Below are 24,147 nucleotides of genomic sequence, written 5' to 3' on the forward strand. Positions count from 1 at the left end.
CCTTTCGTTCAAGAAATATTTTATCACTTTTCAATGATTCTCAAAAGCAGGTAAGACAGTCCTTCAAAAATTATATCTTTCTTTTTATACAGATCCTCGTGATCGGCGTTGAAAACAAGAGTGTTTCCACCGTAGGATGCGCTGACATAAGGAACCATCCCATCCGTCTTTTTAAATTCGTCTTTCAAAACGGATACGCTATCTGCCAGCAGTTTCAAACCAACGAGTCCCAGTGTGTCCCATGCGGATGTTGTGATCATGTTCATCAGGATTTCTGGAACGCTTTCGATACTGTCGAGAGGAATGATTCCCACAAGATTCACGAATGGCACTTTTGTGAAATCTTCCGGTTTTCTTCCCCAGAGGAGGAACTTGTATCCGGGTGCGTAAGTCACACTGAATCCTGCGTAGGAAACGAGTAAAGCTGCTCTGAGATTTTCTGCTTCTTTTCTGGAGACGAAGAGTTCCTCTTCGTATCGATCTGGATCGATGAACAGGATATCGGCCAGTGGGCTTCCAAGGTGTGGGGTGCCGGAAAAGACGATTCCTTTCACATTATCAGGCTTTTTACTTGCTATGTGCTCTGCCACCAGACCTCCCATACTGTGGGCGAAAATGATGATGTTTTGCATGTTCCTGGTCAGTTCGAGAAACCTCTCGGCCGATCTTTCAGGATCCGCCACCAGGGTTGGGTACACAAAGAGAAAAACGTTCACTTTCAGCCTTTCGCCTATCTCCTTGAAGACTTTCACGATCTCCTTTTTGTACGGTGTCATCTCCCCTGTGTACTCTCTGGCATCCATTCCGTGTATCACCACAAGGTTCATTGAAGAGTCAGCTTCGTAGACTTCCAACAATTTCTCCTCAGGTATTTTCCACTTTATCACCTTTCCAACGACCGTTGCGTTCGTCTCAAGAAGTGGTGGATTGTGTGGATCTATCGTTCCATCGTAGACCATCCTGAATATACACCAGTTTCCTGCGTAGTATTCCACCACATCGTACAGAGTGGGAGTGGATTCCAGAATCAGTTCAAAACCAAGTACCGACACACCGATCAATACGATCACGACGAAAAGAGGTTTCATCTTGACTTCACCTTTCCTCTCATCACCGTGAAAAGGGCCATCGCGCCGGTGAGAAAGAGAACGTAGTTTCCAGGTGTCAGTGTGATTTTTTCCTCACCGAGGAGTGGTCTCAAAAATCCCGTCAGATACTCAAGAAGACTGACTCCGGCAAAAAATAAAACTATGAGACTTCCAACGAACAGATGTGCTCGATATTTTTCTCTGGAGGTTTCGAACGTTCCATAGAGAAAAACCATCGAGACCACTCCCAGAAAAACGCCGAATAGGATGTCACTCTTCAAGTAAAGGATACCTGAAATCAATGTCAGAATGAACATCAGAATGTTCATGCCAGCATCACCACCATCTTTCCAGCGTAGAGCACGATCAGAGACAGCACGTACGCAACCGTCAGGGAGTATCCGATCGAAAAGAGTGTCCACTTCAGACTGCCCGTCTCGGAGTATATGGTTGCGATCGTTGCAAGGCAGGGAATGTACGCCATCACAAAGACAAGAAAGGCAATGGAGGTGACGGGATCCATCTCCAGAGAAAGTGCCTCTTTCGCCCCAAGGAGCGTTTCTTCTTCAAAACCGTAAAGCATCGCCATCGTAGAGACGATCACCTCTTTGGCCACAGCACCATAGAAGAGGGAGGTCACCACCTTCCAGGAGTATCCAAAGGGTTTGAAAATCCACTCCAGAGACTTCCCTATCATTGCGGAGAAACTCTTCTCAACGTCCCCACCTGCCGGGAAATAACTCAGAACCCATATGAGGACTGCCGAAACAAAGATGATCGTTCCGGCTTTTCTCAGAAAATGCTTCCCCCTGTTCCAGGTGTATATGTAGAGATTTCTGAAGGTGGGCATTCTGTACCTTGGAAGTTCCATTATCAGTGGAGAGGTTCTTCCTCTATAGAACAGCCAGTTTATGAAGACAGACGAAAGGAGTGTGACGAGGATACTCAGAGAGTAGATCAAAAACAGCATGGCAGCGGAAGATTTGGGGAAGAAAATTCTCAGGATGAGAAGGTACACGGGAAGTCTTGCACTGCAGCTCATGAACGGAGCGATGAGGATCGTAACGAGCCTTTCTTTCGGGTCGTCTATGGATCTGGTGGCCATGATGGAAGGCACGTTGCAGCCAAACCCAAGAATGAGTGACATGAATGCCCTCCCGCTCAGTTTGAACTTCTCCATGATCCTGTCCATCACGAAGGCCGCTCTCGGGAGGTACCCGCTCTCTTCCAGAAAGCCGAGTGCAAGAAACATCGCAAAGATGTTCGGAACAAACACCAGGACACTTCCCACCCCACCCACAATGCCGTCGGCGATGAGAGAGGTTATAGCGTTTTCTCCAAAAGTTGCTATCACGAAAGATCCGAGGTGTGAGAAGGCAAGGTCGAGAAGGTCTGCAAAAACCTGTGCTATATCGAAGGTGAATTTGAACACAAGATACATCAGGGCAAAGAAGAGGGGAAAGGCCAGGAATTTGTGTGTCAGAACGTGGTCTATCGCTTCCGACAGAGACAAAGGCTTTCCTTTCGCGTTGGAATACGCTTCTTTCACAATACTTTCGATGTACTCTCGCTTTTTCTTTGAGATGAGAAGACGGTAGGCTATTCTCTCTTCCTCACTCAATTCTGGAAGTCCAAGTTTCACTCCTTCATTGTAGAACTCCGGATCGCCCGAAAGGTATTTCAAAGCGAAGTACCTTGGGTTCACTCCAATCTTTTTCCCTCTCAGAACACTTTCGATCTGCGATATTTTCGATTCTACTTTTTCCTCGTACTTTATCACTATCCTGTGAAAAACATCGTTTTCCTCGTGGTACTCAACGATCCTATCTTTGAGTTTTTCGATTCCCTCACCGGTGACGGCGGAGGTGAAAACCACAGGTACTCCAAGGTGTTTTTGAAGTTCGTACCGATCGATTTTGATACCAAGTTTTCTGGCTTCATCTATGGCGGTAAGGACAAGGATCACCTTTTTTTCCATCTCGAGGATCTCAAGCAACAGATAGAGACTCTGCTCCGGGTTGACGGAGTCTGCAACGACCACAACAAGATCCGCGTCGCCTTTCAGGATGTAATCCCGTGCTATCTTCTCATCTATCGAGGAATATCCAAGGGAATAGGTTCCGGGAAGGTCAACCAGGTTTATTCTATAACCCCTGTGGGTGAAAGAGCCTTCTTTTTTCTCTACAGTCACTCCGGGCCAGTTCGCAACGTACTGTTTTGTGCCCGTTAGTGCATTGAACAAACTCGTCTTTCCAACGTTTGGACAGCCAGCGAGTGCAACCTTTACGGTGGCAGTTTCACTTTTGCGGGTCAGACTCTTCACCGGCATCATCGACCCTCCTCACCCAGATCTTCATGGCCTCTCCTCGCCCCAGTGGTATCTCTTTTCCTTCCATGTTGTACCTTCCCCTCAAAACCGATATCTTCTTTCCCTTTTCCACTCCAAGGGCTTTCATTCTGGTCAGAAACCTTCTTCCACCTTTCAAATCTGTGATTTCATAGATTCCATCTTCTGCAAGAAGAAGCGGCAATTCCTCAGACAGCACTTCCACTTCTATGAAATCCGCCTCTTTCTTTCTCAGGGTGATGTTCCTTTCTCCAATTCTGCAAACTATGGGATCACCGAAGGGTGCCACTCGAACGATCTCTATCTCTTCTTCCGGGATAAAACCCATACCCACGAGTTTCTCATTGAGTTCTCCAGGAATTTCCAGGCGTTTGATCCTTGCTCGAACACCCGGGATGAGTTTGGAAAGTCTCATCGACCTTCCTCCTTTTTGAGAATCATTCTCAACAATCTCGGAATAATTATATCATCAAATTTCCAGTATCTTCAATATATGCGTTTCTTATATAATGCCTATCGCAGGAAATTTCTGACAAGTTTTATGGCATCGTGGGGACACACTTCGTGACAGACGTAGCACCTTATGCATTTTTGATAATCAATCCTCTGGGAGGAGATGTCTATCGCCGAGGCGGGGCATCTCTCTTCGCACAGGCGACACTTCACACATTTTCCTGTGTCTATTCTGGGATACTTTACAAAGAATCTCGAAAAAGTTCTTGAAAGTCTGTCGAGCGTGGAAACGGTGGAAGGAAGTTCTATGGAAGCCTGAAAGTGGCCGACTGTTTCGTAATCAGGCACCAGTTTCCTCTTTCTTGAGTGTTTCACCGTGTAAACGAAGTGATCTACTCCCAGTGCCCTACAAACAGCCTCATCGAGTGCAAAGGCATTTCTTGAGACACCTACAACACCGAAGAATCTCTTTTTTCCGTTTGTGGGCCCGTTTCCTTCCATACCTTCAACCCCATCGAGGATCGTAAGAATCGGTGAAACGATGCGGTGAATGTCTATCAGAAGGTTTGCAAAGTCGTCGTAGTTCTTTGCCCTCATATGCCAGGAAGACTTCTCAAGTCCCACCACGCATCCGAAGGTGTTTTTCACACCAAGCGTCATCACCATCTGGGAATGGGTCTTAAGCTTTGGAAGGTTGACAACTTTGTCCGCTTCCAGCACTTTTCTTGAGATCTTTATCTTCTGGAATATCTCACCGTTCACTTCCACAGGATCGTCCAGAGGAACGCATGGAACCTTCAGTTCTGTGCAGACATCCTCAACACCTGTGACCCTGACCACCCTTTTGAAACTGCTGAAGGCGGGGCTGTCTCCCACGAAGGGCTTTGTTCCAAGATCGATCAGAAACTCAAGCACACCTTTTAGAATGAGAGGATGTGTTGTGACGGCTTCTTCTGGTCTTCTTGCAGAGATGAGATTCGGCTTGACAAGCACGCGATCTCCTGGAGAAAAAAGGTCTGAGAAGTGCTCGCTCAGAAATTTTTTGAGTTTCGAGTATGCATCTTCGTAGTTTTCTGCTCTCAGGAACCAGACCTTTTCCAGAGAATTTCCCTCCCGTCTCTTATGCTCTCAATTCCCGGTGGAATATTCAGACTTTCTTCCTTCAAGATCTCTTTAATGAGATCCCTGGGCAGAGCCGTCTCTATCCATATCTCGGAGATGTCCACATCCTTCAAATCCCGAACGGCTATTCTCTGTAGAGCCTTTTCAATACCTTTTATATATTTTTCTTTGTCCAAACCCCATCACCTGCCCAAAACAAAGGGGGCAAACGCCCCCATATTTTCTCCGTGTTGAATGTGTATCAGAAGTTGATCTCGAAGTTGGCTCCCACAGGAACGGCTATGACACTGTTTTTACCATAGATCCTCATCTCAACACCGGCACCGAACCCTACAATGAAGTCCTCAAAGTACCTTGTGTAGTTCGCTCCTGCTCCAAAAACCCATCCGACTCTGTCAAAGGCAATTTTTTCCATTGGCCAGCTGGCACCACCGAATCCTCTTATGACGATCTTGGACTCCCTGTCGAGTTCAACGGAGTACTTTAAGACAGCGAAGAGATCAAGGGCGTTTTGGCTGGGTGTACCATCTGTCGAAATAAGAGGAGATGCTTCAGAGTTAAGAAGCCAGGCAAAGCCAAGGCCAAGCCCCAGATCCAGATTTTCTGCTACAGGATAAGTGAGGTCCAATCCAAAGTCCAGATAATTAGCGGCTGTAGCCTCAACGGTCGTTGGTGTGGAAGAAACGTTAACAGCGAAGTTATAATTTCCAAAAACCGTGACCTTCAGGTCCTCCATTGAGAAGGCGAACAACCCTGCTGCAACCACTGCCAGAAGAAACACAAGAAACTTTTTCATGCTGTCTCCCTCCCTGTAATAGATTTTTCACGTTCAATTATAGCACACGAAAGTGGTAAAATATCAAGTCAGAGGTGGTGAGTTTGAGTCCGGAGAAATTTCTGCTGAGATACGCAGGAAAATACTGGTACCTTTTTCTTGTGGGAACCGTTCTGTCGCTTGCCCTCACAGTACTGGAGATTCTTCCACCCCGTCTCATGAAAACGGCGATCGACACCTTCCTGACTGGAAAGGGTCTGACGATCACCGAGCGTTTCCAGGGAATTGTTACGACCGCTTTCATCATACTGGGAATAAGAGGGCTTTCCTTTCTCTTTGGCTTCGCCAGCACTTACGTAACAGGATACGCCGGAGCAAAGATCGTACTTCTTATGAGAAGGGATGTATTTTCCCACGTTGTTTCTCTTCCCTACTCTTTCTTCACGAAGATACCTTCCGGTGTAGTCACCACCAGAATCGTCAACGACACTCAGAACATCCAGGAGTTTTTCTCCTCTGTCGTCACGAGCGTGATCATGGATGTTCTTCTACTCGGGGCTGTGGTTTTTTCTCTCGTTCAGATCAGCAAGGAGCTTTTTGGTCACGTTTACTACCTTCTTCCGATTATAGCCATCTCGATACTACTTTTCAGATACTTCGATAGAAGGGCTTACAGAAAAGTCAGAACCAACCTTGCCCGTCTCAACGCCTTTCTGGCAGAACACATAGCGGGTGTGAACATCATAAAGATCCTGAATCTCGAAAAACACAAAGAAGAAGAGTTCTCTCACGTTTCGGAGGCTTATTACAGGTCCCTGATGGAGCAGCTCTATGTCTTTGGAATCTTCAGGCCTCTCATGGACTTCCTCTATTTTCTAGGAGTCAGTCTGGTCATATGGTACGGTGCCAGATACATCGCAGATCGCACCCTGGGTTTTGGGGCCCTTTATGCTTTCGTTTCTTACCTTGACATGTTCTTCAGGCCGCTCAGGGATCTCTCTGAAAAGTACGATATAATACAGAATTCCATGGCATCCTCTGAAAAGATTCTGAACCTTCTAAAAGAGGAGAAGGAAACGGTGGGAGATCCGAATGGTCCCGGCCAGATTTCAAAAGGACTTCTTCGTTTTGAAAAGGTCTGGTTCTCCTACGATGGTGAAAACTGGGTCTTGAAAGACGTTGATCTGGAGTTCCATCCTGGAAAGCTCTACGCCATTGTTGGAGAAACGGGTGCAGGAAAGTCCACTCTGATGAGTTTGATAAACGGCCTCTACATTCCTCAGAAGGGAAGGATACTCATCGATGAAATACCCTTGCTTGCGTACAATCTGAAAGTTGCCAGAAGGCAAATTGCTGCAGTTCCTCAGGATGTGATGCTTTTCAGTGGAACGATACTGGATAACATCAGGCTTTTCGACGAGAGAATACCGGAAAAAGAGGTCCTAAGAGCCCTGGAAAGGGTGCACGCAATGGATATAATCGAAAGGCTACCGGGAGGAATTCACTACGAGATCGTGGAGAGGGGAACCACTCTATCGGCTGGAGAAAGACAGCTCATAGCTCTCGCACGGGCGGTGCTGTTCGACGCGAAGATCTTCATCCTGGACGAAGCCACAAGCAACGTGGACGTGATAACGGAGATGAAGATACAGGAATCCCTGAGAGAACTCTCAAAAGAAAGAACGGTGATAATGATAGCCCACAGGCTTTCAACTGTAAGGGACGCAGACGAGATAGTGGTGATTCATAATGGCAGAGTAGTGGAAAAAGGAACTCACTCCGAACTGCTCGGAAGAAAAGGTGTGTATTACAGGCTCTATCGGATCCAGTTTGAAAACGTCTGAGGAGGGAAACAAAATGGAAAGAGCAGACAGGGCGATGGAACTGGCTATGAAAAAAGGAGCGGATGCCTTTCTGATCGTGAACGTCGAAAACTCCTCGAGGGCTTCTTCAATATACTTTTCTGGTTTCACAGGGTCCTTCTCTATCATCCTGATCTCTGAAAGCGCAAGACTCCTCATCACCGATCCGAGGTACACCAGCCAGGCCAAGCAGGAAACTGATTTTGAAGTCCGGGAGGTAAAAGACGGTGATTTCATCGGAGTTTTGAAAAACGTGGTGAAGGATCTCAACATAAAGGTGATCGCCCTTGAGGAAGAAAGGCTTTCTCTTTCCATGTTCAGAAAGATCTCAACCGCTCTCGGAAAGAGAAAGTTCATTGGTTTTGATGACGAGGTGAAGAGCCTGAGAATGATCAAAGACGAAAAAGAGATCGAAAAAATCAAGCAAGCGATAGAGATATCTGAGAGGGCCTTCCTTGAGACGATCCAGCAGATAAGAGCAGGAACGACGGAAAAGGAAATAGCCGCTCTTCTTGAGTACACGATGAAGAAAGAAGGGGCGGAGAAAACGGCGTTTGACTCCATCGTGGCTTCCGGGTGGCGTTCCGCTCTGCCTCACGGAAAACCAACTGAAAAGGTCGTTGAAAGAGGAGACGTGATCGTCATCGACTTTGGAGCAGTTTACGAGAACTACTGTGCTGATATCACGCGTGTCGTCTGCATAGGCGAACCTTCTGATCGAGTGAAAGAGATACACGGAATCGTTCTCGAGGCTCAGGAAAGAGCACTGAAGAACGCAAAGGCAGGACTGACGGGAAAACAGCTCGACTCGTTCGCAAGAGAGTTTATCGTTGAGAAAGGATATGGGGAGTTCTTTGGACACAGTCTGGGACATGGAATAGGTCTGGAGGTCCATGAAGGACCGGCGGTGAGTTTTAGAAACGAGTCTTCCCTTCCCGAAAATGCGGTCGTCACCATAGAGCCCGGAATCTATCTGGAAGGAGAGTTCGGCATAAGGATAGAGGAGGATGTGGTTCTGAAAGAACAGGGGTGCGAAATCCTCACCACTCTGCCGAGATCTATATTCGTTGTTTGAGTTCTATCAGCAGTTCTTGCACGGTCTTTTTCAAAACAGGATGAACGAGGTCCGGAGCTATTTCGCTCAGGGGTTCCAGAACGAAGAGTCTGTTGTGAGCGTCAGGATGTGGTATGATCAATCCTTCCTCGTTCACGATGAGATCTTCATAGAACACGATATCGAGATCTATCACCCTGGGGCCCCATTTGACCGTTCTGACCCTTCCCATTTCTCTTTCTATCTCAAGAAGAGTGTTAAGAAGGGTTCGGGGTGAAAGATCTGTTTCCACAAGGCACACAGCGTTCAGAAACTTTGGCTGATCGGTGTATCCATAGGGTTCCGTTTCAACGAACGAGGAGAGTTTTTCGATATACATACAGCGTCCTTTCATCTTCACAATGGCTGTTTTCAGGTTCATCTCTCTGTCTCCCAGGTTGCTTCCGAGTGCTATCACCACTTTCGCCAGAGTATCGCCTCCATCATTTTTACGACTCTTTTGTTCGGTAGCACATCGTGTACTCTGAGGATATCAACACCTTTCATCGTGCAGTAAGCAGTGACGGCAAGGGTGCCTTCCAGTCTTTCTTCCGGTGGAACGTTCCCCATCGTGATGCCTATAAAAGATTTTCTCGAGGCACCAACGAGCAGAGGAAAATCGAATTCTTTGAATTCGTCTATCCTGCGCAGAATTTCCAGGTTGTCCTCGTATCTTTTGCCAAATCCGATGCCAGGATCCAGCACGATCTGATCCACACCATTTTCCTTGAGGTAGTCTATCTTTTCCTGGAAGTATCCTTTTATTTCCTCCACGACATCTTCGTAGAAGGGATTTTCCTGCATCGTTTTCGGCGTTCCCTTGATGTGCATGAGAACGTACGGTACCCTGTTGTTCGATGCAACCTCCACTATCTCGGGTTCGAACTGGAAACCACTGATGTCGTTGATGATGTCGGCTCCTGAATCTATGGCTTTCAAAGCGATCCTCCATCTGTAGGTGTCCACGGATATCGGTACATCCGTTACGGATCTGATCGCTTTTATCACGGGGATGACCCTGTTCATTTCCTCTTCTTCGTCGACGGGATCCGAGCCAGGTCTGGTGGACATTCCGCCAACATCTATTATGTCGACTCCTTCTTTCACCATCTTCTTTGCCGCTTCAACGGCCTCCAACACACTCTGTTTCCTTGAACCTGCGTAGAAAGAATCCGGTGTAACGTTTATTATGCCCATGATCAGCGTTCTGTCGAATACAAGTTTTCTCTCCCATGGAGTCGTGTAAATCATGCCCATCAACCCTCCAGAACAAAATCTCCTTTCTCCACACATGCGAACGCGTTGTGATTGTGTATACTCTCCATGCTCTCCACGTAGACTCTGTACCAGGTGATTCTTGGATCCTTCTCCAGATCGAGGGCAACGTCCCTTGCCACGTCTTCCACGAACTTTGGATTCTCGTAGGCTCTCTCTGTGACGAATTTCTCATCGGGCCTTTTGAGAAGGGTGTAAAGGGGAACGCTCGCGTTCCTTTCGGCTATCTCAACCAGATCTTCGAACCATATGAACTTTCTCGTTCTCACGTGTATCTCAACGAACGCCCTCTGATTGTGGGCACCATAGTCGCTGATTTCCTTCGAACAGGGACATAGATTGTGCACCGGAACCCTGACTCCTATTTTAAAAGAGAAGTTCTTTTCCTTTTCGGCTTCAACAAAACAGTCCACTTTCAGAGGGGAAACTTTCCGTGTGACGGGAGACTCCTTCCACACGAAATAGGGAAAGCGGATCTCAAGATGTGCTCTCTTTGCTTCCATGGTGACGATGAGATCGTCCAGAACCTTTTCGAAAATGTGAGGCGTGATTTCTTCCAGTCCGTTCAGCACCTCTATGAAACGGCTCATGTGAATACCCCTTTTTTCTCTGTGAAGATCCACCGAACAACTTATCTGTGCGACGGTTGGCTGGTATCCGTCTCCTTTCAGCAATATCTTCAAAGGCCAGCTGAGATCTTTTATTCCCACCTTCTTCAGTGGCACCATCCTCGTGTCTTTCTCGTTCTGAACGTCTTTCAAACCTTCTCACCTCTGTACACAACACCGCTCGTTTCGGTCTCCCACAGTTCTATCTCCACAAGGCGAACACCACACTCTCTGAGGGGACCTGAGAGTTGTTCCCAGATCCAGATGGCGACTCTTTCAGTGGTCGGCTGCTCGAACAACTCGTTCAGATAACTGTGGTCCAGTTTCTTTATCACCCGATCTTCCACCATTTTCTTCAGTTCTGCAAAGTCCATGACCATGTCTTCCTCGTTCAGAGGGCCTTCCACCTTCACGGTGAGTCTGTAGGTGTGACCGTGCAATCTTTCGCACTTTCCGTGGTACTTCACCAGGTTGTGTGCAGCCTCGAAGGAAAACTTCTTCACCAGAACCATGTTTTCACCCCTGCTAGAGGACATAATCTCCAAACCTTTCGACGACTCTGTCCAGAAAGGACTTCATTTCTTGCCTCAACTCTTTTCCCACTTCCAATTCTTCAAAATTCAACTCCCTCACTGTTGATCCGAGTATTTCGAAGGCCTCCTTGTCCAGTTTTCCCTCCTTTACCTCGTCTCTGATGATATTCATGGCTTTCTCCACATCCATCTTAGGACGATAGGGTCGCTTTTCCATGAGAGCGCTGAACACGTCTGCCACCTGCAAGATTTTATCTTCAGGGCTCATTTCCTCTCCTTTCAACTTGAAGGGATATCCAGAACCGTCGATCCTTTCGTGGTGCCTTACAGCAGGCAGAAACCATTCTTCCTTGTTCATCGGAAGAAGTATGAGATAAGAAAAGTACACGTGTTTTCTCATCACCCGAAACTCTTCCTCATCTAGCTTTGCTGGTTTTTCCCAGTATCCTGTAGTTCACACTGATTTTTCCTATGTCATGGTACAGTCCCGCTCTGAAGAGGCTTTCAGCATCCTTTCCAGATGCTTTTCCCATTTCCTTTGCGATGTTTGCAACCCTCCAGGTGTGCTCACTGGTGAACTCGCTCTTGGCGTCTATTATGAAAGAAACGATCTTTCCAAACTGAGTAACATCTTCCGCTGTGCATTCCGGACAGTTCGTCACGTATTCTTGAAGGAAATCAATTGTGGATTCGGTGAGGATGTGTTCAAGTTGCCACTGGGTGAACTCTTTCAGAAGGATTTCCCGGCATGCTTCGAAGACTTCCGGGAAGAAAAAACTCTTCATTTCTTCAAGAGGAACCAGTATCTCTTTTGGTTCGGTATCATGGTTGATCATCACGTATCTTGAGACCTGATCCGATATGAACACCACGTTTGCGTACATGTCCTCGTTCCTGGATGGGTCCAGATGAAACGCAGGAAAGTGGTGCTTCAAAACGATAGGAGACAGAAACTTGAGTCTTTCCACATAGTCCGTTATGAAACTGCCCAGTATGGAGTGAAGGTGCAGAGGTTTTCCAGGGGTGTCCTTTATGATGATGAAAGCGTTGTCCATGTCGTCCAGGATGGTCTTTTCACCATCGTATGGGAGGATCAAACCAAGATCGTGAAGCAAGCCTGAGAGGAGGGCAGTTGAGGTGTCCAGATTCAGTTTTTCGGCGATTTGAAAGGCAAGAAAAGCGACCTGAAAAGTATGTTTTCCCAGGGGTGGTATGGTCTTGAGTAAATTGAAAAGAACCCTTATCATTCTCCGACACCTCGGTTAGATTTTAACATGTCCAGTATCCTCTTCAGGAGAAGGTCTCTGTTTCTTTCGTTCAACTCAAAGATGATAACATCTTTTTTGTTTTTGATCTTCTCCACGAACGGGTCACTTGATTTTTTGATCGTTGCAATGAGATCTTTTTCGCTGTTGAAGGCCTTCTCAACAACCCTTTTGAATCTTTCGGAGAGAAGTTCCATTTTACCTATCTCGTCTATGATCACAACACTCTTTTCTTCAAGTGCTCTTTCCACCGAATCGACTCCCAGTTCTTCCAGATCTTTCAGGTTCACTCCGTACTTTCCCACCCGGTGCTGAGAGGGAAATCCCACCTTCGCGAGGATTCCCTCTCTTCCATCAAGGGTGACTATTTTGAAACCAACCCTCTTTCCCTTCTCTCTCATTTCTTCAGTGTAGAAGCCTCCTGCATTCTGCAGGAGGCTTGAGATCTTTTTGATGAGTGTGGTCTTTCCAACACCCGGCCTTCCGGTGATCAGGATTTTCATTTCAGTTCCAGACTGTTCAGGATCTTCTCAAACACACTCTCCAGTCTCTTGAAATCCTCTTCGAGGGCGTAAAAACTCATGTAGAGATACTGTCCCTCTTTCTCTGGAAACTGAACAATCCAGAAGAGAAAATTCTGCCCCGTTTCGTAATCGGGCATGGAGCTTTCTATGAAGTTGACCTCGTAATTTGGTGTTTTGACGGTTTCTCCGTTTTCAAGAGGCTCGGTTTCATAGTGGATTTCCGCGAAGGTCAGATCAGCGATGTCGAATATGAAGTAGTGAATACCTTCGGAGAGTTCGTAGTAGGTGTAACTGGGAACATCCACCCTGAAGGTGTCCGTTTCAACGGTTTTCATCGAAATCTCCCTGGAGAACTTGAAAGTCCCTTCAGCGGTTCTTTCACCGTCGATGTAGAAAGACACCTTCCAGTTTCCAAGGTCCTTTTCACCCAGGCCATCTGACGGTATCCAGCCCCACACGCTGTCGTAGTAATCGTATCCTGTCTCAACCACCGGGGCAACGATGTAGTAAACGGTTTCTCTCAGATTTCCACTGGGATCGTACCATTCCCATTTGAATATGTGGGAGTTTTCAAAGGGATCCGTATTGCTCCACATGACGATTCTTTTGTCAAAGAGGTTGAACGTGTCGTCGGTGGCGAAGGGAGTGTTTTCGTATACGCTTCTGCAGAAAAGAGACTCGGTGATGGATACTGACTCTTTTGGAAGATGTTTTATCTCACCTGAGACGTTCTCAAACACAACGGAAGTACCATCTGATATGGAGAATGGGTCTTCCACATCGGAGAACAAAAGATTTAGCCTTCCATCTTCGACTCTACCACTGAAGGCACCATCCCAGAATTTTGAAGGTCCCAGTGTTCCTGGCGAATCCACCCTCTTCCACCAGCCGAAGATGTTGTTTTCGATCATGACCCCTTCTATCATTCTTTCTCCGAGTGACCCTTCGATGTGATTTCCACTCTGAAAAATCTCAAGGATATCGTTCGATGATTTCCAGTTACTGAGACTGACGTGTTCGCTCACATTGACGGAAGAAAGAATCCTTTCCAGGCTCTGTAGATCTTCTTCTGGAGGATTTCCAGCCACGAAACTCCAGATGGCAAGATCCTTCATTCCCATTGGAAACACCCTGACGTCGAAGACAAGATCTGTTCCTTCAAACCTGTAGTAACGACCTTTGAAACCGTTCCAGGTGATCTCTTTCTGATCGACAAGGGATGCATCCTGAGACAGTCCCGAAACCAGCGACTCTTCGACACCAGCATCGTAGATGAAAAACACACCAACACCCTGCGTGAGAGTCTGTCCGTCGCTCATTCCCTTGAAGACGCCCGTCGAGTTCAAACCCAGCGAAGGGGTCTTCTGCCAGTCTGATGGTTGCTGCCACGTGATTGGCCCGAAACTTTCCGTGACCCATTCTTCCTGGGACAACCCAAAAGCTGCTAGAAGAACCATACCGATCAAAAGAAATCTTCGCACGATAAAACCTCCTTATGTGAGTTGACAACACTATTAAATCACTTTTTATTTCAAATTACAAGCCACCTTCACCAGTTCGTATTCTCTTGTCCCAAGACCTATCTCTTCTGCGTATTCAAGCTGGGTTTTCCAGGTGACGTTTGGATGAACCTCAAGGAAGGGATCCTTTCCAGTTTTCTGAAGCACAAGATCGATGCACGCTTGATCCAGGGCAACTGGATCGGTACTCACGGCAATCCCGATGTCTGGTGCCACAGGAGGTTTGTTCATGTTCCAGCAGTCACAGTCCGGAGAGACGTTCATGATGAAGGAAATGAAAACCGCTTTTTTGTCTTTCAGAACGGCTTTTGCGTATTCGGCCATCTTCTTGCTGAGAGAGTCCGTTGAACTGTCCCACTTCGGTGACATCGCACCGTAAGAACACATCGCAATGCATTGTCCACATCCGATACATTTGTCGTAGTCTATCCTTGCAACTTTCGTAACTGTGATGGCTCCGACCGGACAGAATTTCGCACATGTTCCACAGGCAACGCACTTTTCTTCCACAACGTACGGTTTCGAATCGGAGTGTTGTTCCATCTTTCCTGCCCTTGAGGCACTTCCCATTCCGACGTTCTTTATCGTGCCTCCAAATCCGGTTGCCTCGTGTCCTTTGAAGTGTGTCACCGCAACGATGACATCAGCCAGAGCGATTGCAGCACCTATCTTCGCTTCTTTCACGTATTTTCCATCGATTCGAACCTTCACCTCATCGCTTCCCCTCAGGCCATCGGCTATGATCACAGGAGCTCCCGTCACTTCGTAAGTGAAACCGTTCAAATATGCGTTTATCAGATGATCGACGGCGTTCGATCTGTGACCTGTGTAAAGTGTGTTCGCATCGGTGAGAAAGGGTTTTCCACCGAGATTTCTTATCTGGTCAACGATCACCTTCACGTACTGAGGTCTGATGAAGGCAAGGTTCCCGTACTCACCAAAATGGAGTTTCACAGCCACGAACTTTCCCTTTTCGATGATCTTCTCGAGTTCCACCTTCTTCAGGAGAAGTTCCAGTTTCTGAAGCATGTTCATGTTCGGGTTTGTCGTCATGTCGGTGAAGTACACCTTTGCCGGCATGTTCATCCCTCCTTCTTCAGGAATCAAAAAGAGAGCCCAGATGGGCTCTCTCGATGTTGAGTTTTCACTTAAATTCTACCACAACTATCTACTTTGTTCAAACAACCACTCTATAACTTGCTGGTTTTCATAAGTTGGTGCCCACGACCAGTGAGGATCCCAGTTGTGAGATTCCATGAATCCTTTTTCGTACTCGGTGTACCTGACTTTTCCACCTATCTCTGAAAGTTTTTTCACCAGTGTGCGTGAATTTTCCACCGGAACAATCGGATCGTCTTCCGCATGGAACACCCAGACGGGAATATCTTTTATCCTCTCAACCTTACTGACATCTCCTCCCCCGCATATCGGTATTGCGGCTGCAAAGAGATCAGGAAAATTCATAATAGCGCTCCAGGTGCCGTATCCTCCCATAGAAAGGCCCGTGATGTAGATTCGATCCTCGTCTATGTTGTATTCATCGAGGAGTTTCCTGATGATCTTTATGACAGCAAGAAGAGGTTTCTCTGGATTGAAAGGATTTGCCCTGTCGGTGAACAGGGTGGACCAGCTGCTGTTTGGAGGACACTGCGGAGCAAGGACAAAACACGGATGTGTTACCTGGTACCTTGGCTGTGCCCAGACGATGGCACCACGATTTCCGGCGAGTTGCAGGTAGTTATCCGTTCCTCTCTCACCTGCTCCGTGCAAGAAAACCACAAGCGGGTATTTCCTGTCTGTTGTTCCCTCTGGAACGAAGAGTCTGTAAGGGATTTCTATCCCCGTTTCTGGATCTTTAAAGGTGAAAGAGAGAAAGTCATCGATGATGAGGTGTTTTTCGCCTGTCTGCTCTGCTGTAAATGGTTCCACAGTGTTTCCATTCACATCCACAACGGGAACAAGCTGTGAAACGATGTAGTTCAGTTTCACACGGGTGTTGAGGAATGTTTCTGGAATGGACACCAGAGTACCTGCATTTGGATCCTTGGGTGAGAGTTCCAGAATCACAAATTTTCCACGATTGCTGAAAATGCTGAAGGAGATATCACCGCTGTTGTTTGCGTACACCTTCGTGATCGTTCTTGAAGAGTACGTGTCACCCGTTTTTACCTTCACCGAGAACTGATCCGTTGAGAGTTTCCACCCATCGATTTCAACGGGATACTCGATTACAGCTGCACAGACTTTTTCACCTTCCGGGAAAACTTTGGTGATGAGAGAAACCTTCATAATCATCCCTCCTTTGTCTCAAAAATGATATCATCCATCGAATAGCCTCTGAAGATGAATTCAGTTGTAACTTAAAGAAAACATGAGAATTCAAACGATAATTCTAAATAATTCTACATATTTGTCTGTAAATTCTGAAAATGCCCATTAATCGTGTTTGTATTTTCTGAGACCAATCGCTATAATTCCTTTCTGAGGAAGATAATTCATCCTCGAATTTCATTTACAGGGGGTGTTCTTCATGAGACGCTTTGTGGGTTTATTCTTGATGGTAGTTCTTCTCTCAGCCGTTGTAACAGCATCACAACTTGAAATTTTCAGTTGGTGGACGGCTGGTGGGGAAGCCGAGGCATTGGAAGCACTCATAAAGGTTTTCAACAAGTACTATCCGGATGTTGAAGTTATAAACGCAACCGTTGCGGGTGGAGCCGGAACAAATGCCAAAGCAGTATTGAAGACCAGAATACTTGGTGGCAATCCTCCTGATTCCTTCCAGGTCCATGCAGGGATGGAGCTTATCGACACATACGTCATACCAGGATACATGACTCCTATAACAAATCTCCTCGAACAGTGGGGTGTCATGGACAAATTCCCGAAAGGAATACTTGAAATGTGTAGTTACGAAGGAGAAATTTACTCTATTCCGGTCAACGTTCACAGAGGAAATGTCGTATTCTATAACAAAAAAATAGCAGAAGAAATCGGTATGAATGAACCACCAAAAACATGGGATGAGTTCATCATGTACCTCCAGAAAGCAAAAGAAAAAGGATATGTGGGACTTGCACTTGGTGATAAGAACAAATGGACTGCTCTGCATCTGTTTGAGACCATCCTTCTTGGTGTTCTCGGTCCAAACGATTACAATGGTCTGTGGAAAGGTGAAGTTTCTTTCAACGATCCTCGCATAAGAAGAGCCTTTGAAATAATGAACAAACTCCTTGATTATGTGAACGAAGATCATGCAGCTCTTGCATGGCAGGATGCTACGAGACTCGTATACGAAGGAAAGGCCCTCGCAAACGTTATGGGAGACTGGGCAGAAGGTTATTTGAAATCTGTTGGTTGGGAACCAGGAAAAGATTTTGGATGGTTTGCAGTTCCCGAAACTCAAAATGCTTTCATGGTTGTTTCTGACACCTTTGGACTTCCAAAGAACGCACCTCACAAGGAAAACGCTGTGAAATGGCTCAAAGTGGTTGCTTCTGTTGAGGGGCAGGATGCTTTCAACCCCATTAAGGGTTCCATACCGGCGCGGCTGGATGCTGACAGGAGTAAGTACGATATCTACCTCCAGTGGTCCATGGAAGACTTTGCTACAAAAGCACTGACTCCTTCAATAGCCCACGGTTCTGCTGCTCCAGAAGGATTTGTTACTACTCTCAACGACATCATCAACAGATTTGTCACAACAAGAGACATTGACAGTGCTCTCGAAGAACTTCTTATGGCTGCGGAAGATGAAGGATATCTTGTTGAGTGAAAAACAGGGGCTGCACTCTGCAGCCCCTTTATCCACATCCACAGTTAAAACGATACAACAAGGAGGATAGAGTCTTGAGAAAGAAGACGAAAATACTGGGAATTTTGATACTTGTTCCTTCTATTGTAGCAATAGCAATTTTTGTGTATGGTTTTATTTCCTGGACTTTCAAGGTGTCTACTTCCGATTGGAACAGTTTCTCCAAATTGGCACGTGGGGTGTACAGGTTCGTCGGATTCAGAAATTATGAAAGGCTTTTCATGGATAAAAGATTTATTACAGATCTTTGGAATCTTCTCTTTTTTACCGTCATGTTCATGTTTGGAAGTATCGCTCTTGGTTTGATATTGGCACTCCTGGTTGACAGAGGAGTAAAAGGATCCAGAATTTTTCAAACCATATTTCTCTATCCTATGGCTGTGGCTTTTGTCGTAACTGGAACAGTTTGGGGATGGATCTTCAACCCTGGAATAATACCCGATAGTCCTGCTGGCATAAATCTCCTTCTGAAAAGTATAGGTTTAGAAAATCTCATGTGGAAGTGGTACATTTCAACAGAACATATAGGACCTTTCAACCTGGCTTTGATACCTGTGGCCATAGCTGCTATCTGGCAGATGTCAGGATACGTTATGGCACTTTATCTGGCGGGACTTAGAGGAATTCCCCAATCCATAATCGAGGCAGCAAAAGTGGATGGTGCTTCCTCCTGGAAAATGTTCTGGAAAGTGAAGATTCCTATGCTCAAACCCATAACTTTGAGTGCAATGATAATCCTTGGACATATATCTTTAAAGGTCTTTGACCTTGTATACGCCATGACCGGGAGTGGCCCAAACAACGTTACTGATATGCCTTCAATATACATGTTCGAATTAACTTTCAGATCGAATCGATACGCTTTAGGATCGGCCATTTCCATTCTTATGTTGCTTGCTGTTGCGGTTGTCATCATTCCGTATCTAGTTTCGGCTTTTAGAAAGGAGTGAAGAAGCAAGATGAAGAGGAGAGTTGATATAATAATCACTTACATCCTGCTCGTTTTATTTGCAATATTCTTTTTGACACCTATCTATGTCTTGCTCGCGACTTCTCTGAAAAATTTCGAAGAGGTTTCCATTTCAACAATGTGGAAACTTCCAACCAGGATTTCTTTTGATGGTTTCATCGAAGCCTTCCAAAAACTCAAGATGAACTTGAAGAACAGCTTTTTGTTGGTGATACCAGCCACTTTGATTTCTTCTTTTTTAGGATCTATCAATGGATATGTTTTTTCTAAGGTCAGATTCAAATGGGCAAACCTCATTTTTGCCATCATTCTTTTTGGAATGTTCATACCATATCAGAGTATTCTTTTTCCATTGATAAGGTTTCTTCAGAGTATAAAACTCTATGGAACTATTCCTGGGCTTGTTCTCACACACGTTATATACGGTATCCCCATCACCACTTTGATCTTCAGAAATTACTACATGGAAGTTCCCGATGAACTTGTTGAGGCAGCACATATAGACGGTGCAGGCTTTTTCAAAACGTACTGGCGGATATTGTTGCCAATTTCTATTCCTGCTTTTGTGGTTGTTGTTATCTGGCAATTTACAAACATATGGAATGAGTTTCTCTTCGCAGTGACCATAACAAACGATCCTACAAAGCAGCCGGTTACCGTGGCTTTGGTTAATCTGGCTGGAAGCCAGGTAGTCCAGTGGAACGTTCAAATGGCAGGGGCTATCCTGACAGCTTTACCAACTCTCATGGTCTACATTTTCCTCGGTAAATACTTCATAAGAGGACTACTTGCCGGTTCAGTTAAGGGATGAATGAAAGGAGGAAACTTGCTTTGCACAAAAAACTCAATCCCAGATCCATGAAACAGGAAAACAAAAGAATGATCTTGAGATACCTGATAGAAAGTGGTCCACACAGTAGAGTTGAGATTGCAAAAAAGACGGGTCTTGCTCAGAGTGCGATCTGGAGAATCGTTGAGGAGTTGATTAACGAAGGTTTAATAGAAGAAAAAGGGATGGCAACGGGCCGAAGAAGACGGGCTGTGACATATGGGCCTACAAGATCGTTTGTCACAGCGATCATATACAACGTGGAAGTTCTTGAAACACTTGTGGCCGTAGGTTTCCTGGATGGAACCTGGAGAATTGTGGAAAGGTTTCCCACTCCAAGGGTATTTGAAGAATTCAAAGAAAAAGTGAAGGAATCTTACGAGAACATCCTCAGAACCCATACACTGAACGAGAGCATCTCAAAGCTGGTGTTTTCGCTTCCAGGAATAGTGAACACTGAAAAGAGACTGTTGATCCATGCACCGAACCTTGGCTGGAGAGATGTTGATTTTCAAAAGGAGTTCGAAGGTTTGGGGTTCGATGTGATGGTAGAAAACGATTCAAATCTTTCCCTTCTTGCTGAGGAGTTCTTCTCTCAGGATGTGAAAAGCTCCAGTGTTTCATTCTTTCTCTATTTTGGTGAAGGTATCGGCGGTGCGATTTCGGTGAATGGAAGTATCGTCAGAGGAAAGAACTTCGCCGCTGGGGAAATAGGGCACGTCGTTCTGGATATCTCCAGTAACAGGGAGGTGGAGGATTTTCTCTCCATATCGAAACTCATCGCCGAGGTGGAAAAAAAGGTAAATCTGCAAGGTGAGTTTCTCGAAGAGAAATTTCGCTACCTCAAAAGGTTGTGGTTTTCTGGAGAAGAACGCGCGAGAAAGATCATGGATAATTACCTTCGCTGTGTGGCAGTTGTTTTGAAGAACGTGATCTACTTTTTGAACCCGGGTGTTATTGTTCTCGGAGGCATAGTGAACGACCTCTGGGAAACGTTTGGCTCTTTCATAAAGAAAGAGCTTGAGAAGATAACAGACAGAGAGATCGCCGACGTTCTCATAAGAGACACGATCTTCAAGGAAGTAGCACCATCTCTTGTTGGCGGAAATGTACTGGTGATAGAGGAATTTTTGAAAAGTGTGGGTTAACTCACTTCATCATAAGGGAGGTGTTTTTATGAAGAAGTTTCTGGTTTTTCTCCTGGTCCTCGTGGCTTTGTCCAGTTTGATGGCACAGGTTTCTCTGCCTCGTGAAGACACAGTTTACATCGGTGGAGCCATCTGGGGACCTGCCACAACCTGGAATCTCTACGCACCGCAGTCCACATGGGGTACAGATCAGTTCATGTACCTTCCAGCTTTTCAGTACGATCTTGGAAGGGACGCCTGGATTCCTGTCATCGCAGAAAGGTACGAATTTGTGGATGACAAAACACTGAGGATCTACATCAGACCTGAGGCAAGATGGAGCGACGGAGTGCCGATCACGGCGCAAGATTTTGTCTATGCACTGGAGCTGACAAAGGAACTCGGCATAGGACCTGGTGGTGGATGGGACACCTACATTGAGTACGTAAAAGCCGTTGACACCAAAGTAGTCGAGTTCAAAGCAAAAGAAGAAAACCTCAACTACTTCCAGTTCCTCTCCTACTCCCTCGGAGCCCAGCCGATGCCCAAACATGTTTACGAAAGAGTCAGAGCACAGATGAACATAAAAGACTGGATCAACGACAAACCTGAAGAGCAGGTTGTATCCGGTCCGTACAAACTCTACTACTACGATCCCAACATTCTTGTGTATCAGAGAATCGATGACTGGTGGGGCAAGGACATATTCGGACTTCCAAGACCCAAGTACCTGGCCCACGTCATCTACAAGGACAACCCGAGTGCAAGTCTTGCCTTCGAAAGAGGTGACATCGACTGGAACGGACTCTTCATTCCGAGTGTCTGGGAACTGTGGGAGAAGAAAGGCCTTCCGGTTGGAACGTGGTACAAAAAGGAACCTTACTTCATTCCCGACGGTGTGGGATTCGTGTACGTAAACAATACCAAACCGGGTCTGAACGACCCTGCTGTGAGAAAGGCGATCGCTTACGCAATTCCATACAACGAAATGCTCAAGAAAGCATACTTCGGATATGGAAGCCAGGCTCATCCGTCGATGGTGATCGATCTGTTCGAACCGTACAAACAGTACATAGACTACGATCTTGCCAGGAAGACCTTCGGAACGGAAGATGGCAGGATACCGACCAACCTTGAGATGGCAAGCAAGATCCTGGACGAAGCGGGGTACAAAAAAGGCCCGGATGGTGTGAGAGTAGGACCGAATGGAACAAAACTTGGCCCCTACACGATCTCCGTCCCGTACGGCTGGACCGACTGGATGATGATGTGCGAGATGATCGCAAAGAACCTGAGAAGCATCGGAATCGATGTGAAAACAGAGTTCCCGGACTACTCCGTCTGGGCGGACAGGATGACCAAGGGAACGTTTGATCTCATCATATCCTGGAGTGTTGGGCCCAGCTTTGATCATCCGTTCAACATCTACAGGTTTGTGCTCGACAAGAGGCTTTCCGCTCCCGTCGGAGAGGTCACATGGGCTGGAGACTGGGAAAGGTACGACAACGATGAGGTGCTGAAACTTCTTGACACAGCAGTTTCTACACTCGATCCTGAGGTGAGAAAACAGGCTTACTTCAAGATCCAGCAGATCATCTACAGAGACATGCCGAGCATACCAGCGTTCTACACAGCTCACTGGTATGAATACTCAACGAAGTACTGGATCAACTGGCCAAACGAGGACAACCCAGCATGGTTCAGGCCATCTCCGTGGCACGCAGACACCTGGCCGACTCTGTTCATAATCTCCAAGAAGAGCGATCCACAGCCTATTCCATCCTGGCTCGGAACGGTCGATGAAGGAGGAATAGAAATACCCACAGCAAAGATCTTCGAAGACCTTCAGAAAGCTACCATGTGATCTTTTCCCCGGCCCTTCGGGGCCGGGTTTCATAAAAATCGAGCGGGGAGTGAGAATTGAATGGGATCTAAGTCTATGCTCAAGTACCTTTTAAGGCGTTTCATATTCCTTCTGATCACTTACATAGTCGCAACGACAATCGTTTTCATCCTTCCAAGGGTCATACCTGGAAATCCTCTTTCCCAGATTCTTTCCAACCTCTCAAGGGTGGCTCAGGCAAATCCAGAGGCCATAAGGGCAGCCGAAAAGACGTTGATGGAAGAGTTTGGGTTCGGAAAACCCTGGTATGTCCAATACTTTGAATTCATCACTAAGGCACTTCGAGGAGATCTCGGAACATCCATAACTTTCTACCCCAGGAAAGTGATCGATCTGATCATACCGGTTATTCCATGGACACTTGCTCTTCTTCTTCCGGCGACGGTTGTCGCGTGGATTCTGGGAAACAGTCTAGGTGCTCTGGCGGCTTATAAGAGAAACACATGGATAGACAAAGGAGTGCTCACCACGTCTCTCATCGTCTCTCAGATTCCGTACTACTGGCTTGGAATGATTTTCATCTTCTTTTTCGGTGTAAAGCTTGGATGGCTTCCTGTTCAGGGTGCTTATTCTCAAGGAACGATACCAAATCTCAGCTGGTCGTTCTTCATAGATGTTTTGAAGCATTACATCATGCCCTTTGCGTCCATCGTTGTTTCTGCCATGGGTGGATGGGCGATAGGTATGAGACTCATGGTTATCTACGAATTGGGAAGCGATTATGCGATGTTTTCCGAGTATCTTGGTATGAAGGATAAAAGAATATTCAGGTACGTTTTCAGAAATTCACTTCTTCCGCAAGTTACAGGACTCGCTTTGAGTTTAGGAGGAGTTCTCGGTGGTTCTTTGATCACAGAAATAGTTTTCAATTACCCCGGAACGGGGTATCTTTTGTTCAGAGCGTTGACCACCCTCGATTATCCTCTGATACAGGGAATCTTCGTGATTTTGATAGCGTCCATTTACCTTGCCAACTTTGTGGTCGATTTTGTTTATGCCTTGATAGATCCAAGAATAAGACTGGGACAGGAGGCATGAG

The 24,147-nt window shown here is 46.3% G+C and carries 25 protein-coding genes; 8 read left to right on the forward strand and 17 right to left on the reverse strand.

Annotation, left to right across the window (positions count from 1 at the left end; translation table 11 throughout):
- Positions 1-23: 23 nt before the first annotated feature.
- From CTN_RS03205 to CTN_RS03235, 7 genes are all read right to left on the reverse strand, one after another.
- Entirely contained in the window at positions 24-1,088 is a 1,065-nt protein-coding gene (locus CTN_RS03205) for an alpha/beta fold hydrolase (protein ID WP_015919136.1), read from the reverse strand.
- On the reverse strand, positions 1,085-1,417 hold the full coding sequence (locus tag CTN_RS03210; RefSeq protein WP_015919137.1) for a hypothetical protein: 333 nt from the start codon (positions 1,415-1,417) through the stop codon (positions 1,085-1,087). Before CTN_RS03210 ends, CTN_RS03205 begins: the two co-directional genes overlap by 4 nt.
- On the reverse strand, positions 1,414-3,417 hold the full coding sequence (gene feoB / locus CTN_RS03215) for a ferrous iron transport protein B (protein WP_038066907.1): 2,004 nt from the start codon (positions 3,415-3,417) through the stop codon (positions 1,414-1,416). The genes CTN_RS03210 and feoB overlap by 4 nt, the downstream gene beginning before the upstream one ends.
- Complete coding sequence (locus tag CTN_RS03220) at positions 3,386-3,850, reverse strand: FeoA domain-containing protein (protein WP_015919139.1); 465 nt, start codon at positions 3,848-3,850, stop codon at positions 3,386-3,388. The genes feoB and CTN_RS03220 overlap by 32 nt, the downstream gene beginning before the upstream one ends.
- Positions 3,851-3,948: 98 nt before the next feature.
- Positions 3,949-4,881, reverse strand: coding sequence for a DUF362 domain-containing protein (locus tag CTN_RS03225; RefSeq protein WP_015919140.1), 933 nt, complete (start codon positions 4,879-4,881; stop codon positions 3,949-3,951).
- Between the two features lie 86 nt (positions 4,882-4,967).
- The gene (locus CTN_RS03230; protein WP_015919141.1) at positions 4,968-5,186 is read right to left on the reverse strand and encodes a hypothetical protein; all 219 of its coding nucleotides are present in this window, start codon (positions 5,184-5,186) and stop codon (positions 4,968-4,970) included.
- 65 nt (positions 5,187-5,251) lie between these two features.
- On the reverse strand, positions 5,252-5,806 hold the full coding sequence (locus tag CTN_RS03235; protein WP_015919142.1) for a hypothetical protein: 555 nt from the start codon (positions 5,804-5,806) through the stop codon (positions 5,252-5,254).
- Positions 5,807-5,889: 83 nt separating this feature from the next.
- Between CTN_RS03235 and CTN_RS03240 the strand changes: the two genes are divergently transcribed.
- Both CTN_RS03240 and CTN_RS03245 read left to right on the forward strand, forming a co-directional pair.
- Entirely contained in the window at positions 5,890-7,629 is a 1,740-nt protein-coding gene (locus CTN_RS03240) for an ABC transporter ATP-binding protein (protein WP_038066910.1), read from the forward strand.
- A gap of 13 nt (positions 7,630-7,642) precedes the next feature.
- Positions 7,643-8,722 carry an aminopeptidase P family protein gene (locus CTN_RS03245; RefSeq protein ID WP_015919144.1) on the forward strand — a complete coding sequence of 360 codons (1,080 nt, stop codon included), beginning with the start codon at positions 7,643-7,645 and terminating at the stop codon, positions 8,720-8,722.
- On the opposite strand, the gene folK is transcribed toward CTN_RS03245, so the two are convergent.
- The 10 genes from folK to CTN_RS03290 form a co-directional block, all read right to left on the reverse strand.
- Positions 8,706-9,158: a 2-amino-4-hydroxy-6-hydroxymethyldihydropteridine diphosphokinase gene (gene folK, locus CTN_RS03250; RefSeq protein ID WP_244857381.1), complete on the reverse strand. Its 453-nt coding sequence runs from the start codon at positions 9,156-9,158 to the stop codon at positions 8,706-8,708. The genes CTN_RS03245 and folK overlap by 17 nt on opposite strands.
- Positions 9,155-9,991 carry a dihydropteroate synthase gene (gene folP / locus CTN_RS03255; protein WP_038066952.1) on the reverse strand — a complete coding sequence of 279 codons (837 nt, stop codon included), beginning with the start codon at positions 9,989-9,991 and terminating at the stop codon, positions 9,155-9,157. The genes folK and folP overlap by 4 nt, the downstream gene beginning before the upstream one ends.
- Before the next feature lie 5 nt (positions 9,992-9,996).
- On the reverse strand, positions 9,997-10,776 hold the full coding sequence (gene folE2 / locus CTN_RS03260) for a GTP cyclohydrolase FolE2 (protein WP_015919147.1): 780 nt from the start codon (positions 10,774-10,776) through the stop codon (positions 9,997-9,999).
- Positions 10,773-11,135, reverse strand: coding sequence for a 6-carboxytetrahydropterin synthase QueD (queD, locus tag CTN_RS03265; protein ID WP_038066914.1), 363 nt, complete (start codon positions 11,133-11,135; stop codon positions 10,773-10,775). The genes folE2 and queD overlap by 4 nt, the downstream gene beginning before the upstream one ends.
- 13 nt (positions 11,136-11,148) lie before the next feature.
- Positions 11,149-11,556, reverse strand: coding sequence for an HD-GYP domain-containing protein (locus CTN_RS10185; RefSeq protein ID WP_280381584.1), 408 nt, complete (start codon positions 11,554-11,556; stop codon positions 11,149-11,151).
- A gap of 16 nt (positions 11,557-11,572) precedes the next feature.
- The gene (locus tag CTN_RS03270; protein WP_015919150.1) at positions 11,573-12,403 is read right to left on the reverse strand and encodes an HD domain-containing protein; all 831 of its coding nucleotides are present in this window, start codon (positions 12,401-12,403) and stop codon (positions 11,573-11,575) included.
- A complete protein-coding gene (locus CTN_RS03275; RefSeq protein WP_015919151.1) occupies positions 12,400-12,924 on the reverse strand; it encodes an NTPase in 525 nt (174 codons plus the stop codon). The genes CTN_RS03270 and CTN_RS03275 overlap by 4 nt, the downstream gene beginning before the upstream one ends.
- On the reverse strand, positions 12,921-14,426 hold the full coding sequence (locus tag CTN_RS03280; RefSeq protein ID WP_015919152.1) for a hypothetical protein: 1,506 nt from the start codon (positions 14,424-14,426) through the stop codon (positions 12,921-12,923). Before CTN_RS03280 ends, CTN_RS03275 begins: the two co-directional genes overlap by 4 nt.
- Positions 14,427-14,471: 45 nt before the next feature.
- A complete protein-coding gene (locus CTN_RS03285; RefSeq protein WP_038066919.1) occupies positions 14,472-15,545 on the reverse strand; it encodes a DUF362 domain-containing protein in 1,074 nt (357 codons plus the stop codon).
- Positions 15,546-15,629: 84 nt separating this feature from the next.
- Entirely contained in the window at positions 15,630-16,754 is a 1,125-nt protein-coding gene (locus CTN_RS03290) for a carboxylesterase family protein (protein WP_231555994.1), read from the reverse strand.
- A gap of 241 nt (positions 16,755-16,995) precedes the next feature.
- On the opposite strand from CTN_RS03290, the gene CTN_RS03295 reads away from it, so the two are divergent.
- The 6 genes from CTN_RS03295 to CTN_RS03320 all read left to right on the forward strand — a co-directional run bounded on the left by CTN_RS03295 (position 16,996) and on the right by CTN_RS03320 (position 24,146).
- Positions 16,996-18,240: an ABC transporter substrate-binding protein gene (locus CTN_RS03295; protein ID WP_038066922.1), complete on the forward strand. Its 1,245-nt coding sequence runs from the start codon at positions 16,996-16,998 to the stop codon at positions 18,238-18,240.
- Between the two features lie 74 nt (positions 18,241-18,314).
- On the forward strand, positions 18,315-19,229 hold the full coding sequence (locus CTN_RS03300; RefSeq protein WP_038066925.1) for a carbohydrate ABC transporter permease: 915 nt from the start codon (positions 18,315-18,317) through the stop codon (positions 19,227-19,229).
- 9 nt (positions 19,230-19,238) lie between these two features.
- Positions 19,239-20,060, forward strand: a complete 822-nt coding sequence (locus tag CTN_RS03305; RefSeq protein ID WP_015919157.1) for a carbohydrate ABC transporter permease — start codon at positions 19,239-19,241, stop codon at positions 20,058-20,060.
- 20 nt (positions 20,061-20,080) lie between these two features.
- The gene (locus CTN_RS03310) at positions 20,081-21,226 is read left to right on the forward strand and encodes an ROK family transcriptional regulator (RefSeq protein ID WP_038066958.1); all 1,146 of its coding nucleotides are present in this window, start codon (positions 20,081-20,083) and stop codon (positions 21,224-21,226) included.
- Between the two features lie 28 nt (positions 21,227-21,254).
- Positions 21,255-23,069 carry an ABC transporter substrate-binding protein gene (locus CTN_RS03315; protein ID WP_038066929.1) on the forward strand — a complete coding sequence of 605 codons (1,815 nt, stop codon included), beginning with the start codon at positions 21,255-21,257 and terminating at the stop codon, positions 23,067-23,069.
- Positions 23,070-23,129: 60 nt separating this feature from the next.
- Positions 23,130-24,146, forward strand: coding sequence for an ABC transporter permease (locus CTN_RS03320; protein ID WP_015919160.1), 1,017 nt, complete (start codon positions 23,130-23,132; stop codon positions 24,144-24,146).
- The last annotated feature ends 1 nt before the right edge of the window (position 24,147 follow it).

The organism is Thermotoga neapolitana DSM 4359 (genome assembly GCF_000018945.1).
GTDB classification, from domain to species: Bacteria; Thermotogota; Thermotogae; order Thermotogales; family Thermotogaceae; genus Thermotoga; species Thermotoga neapolitana.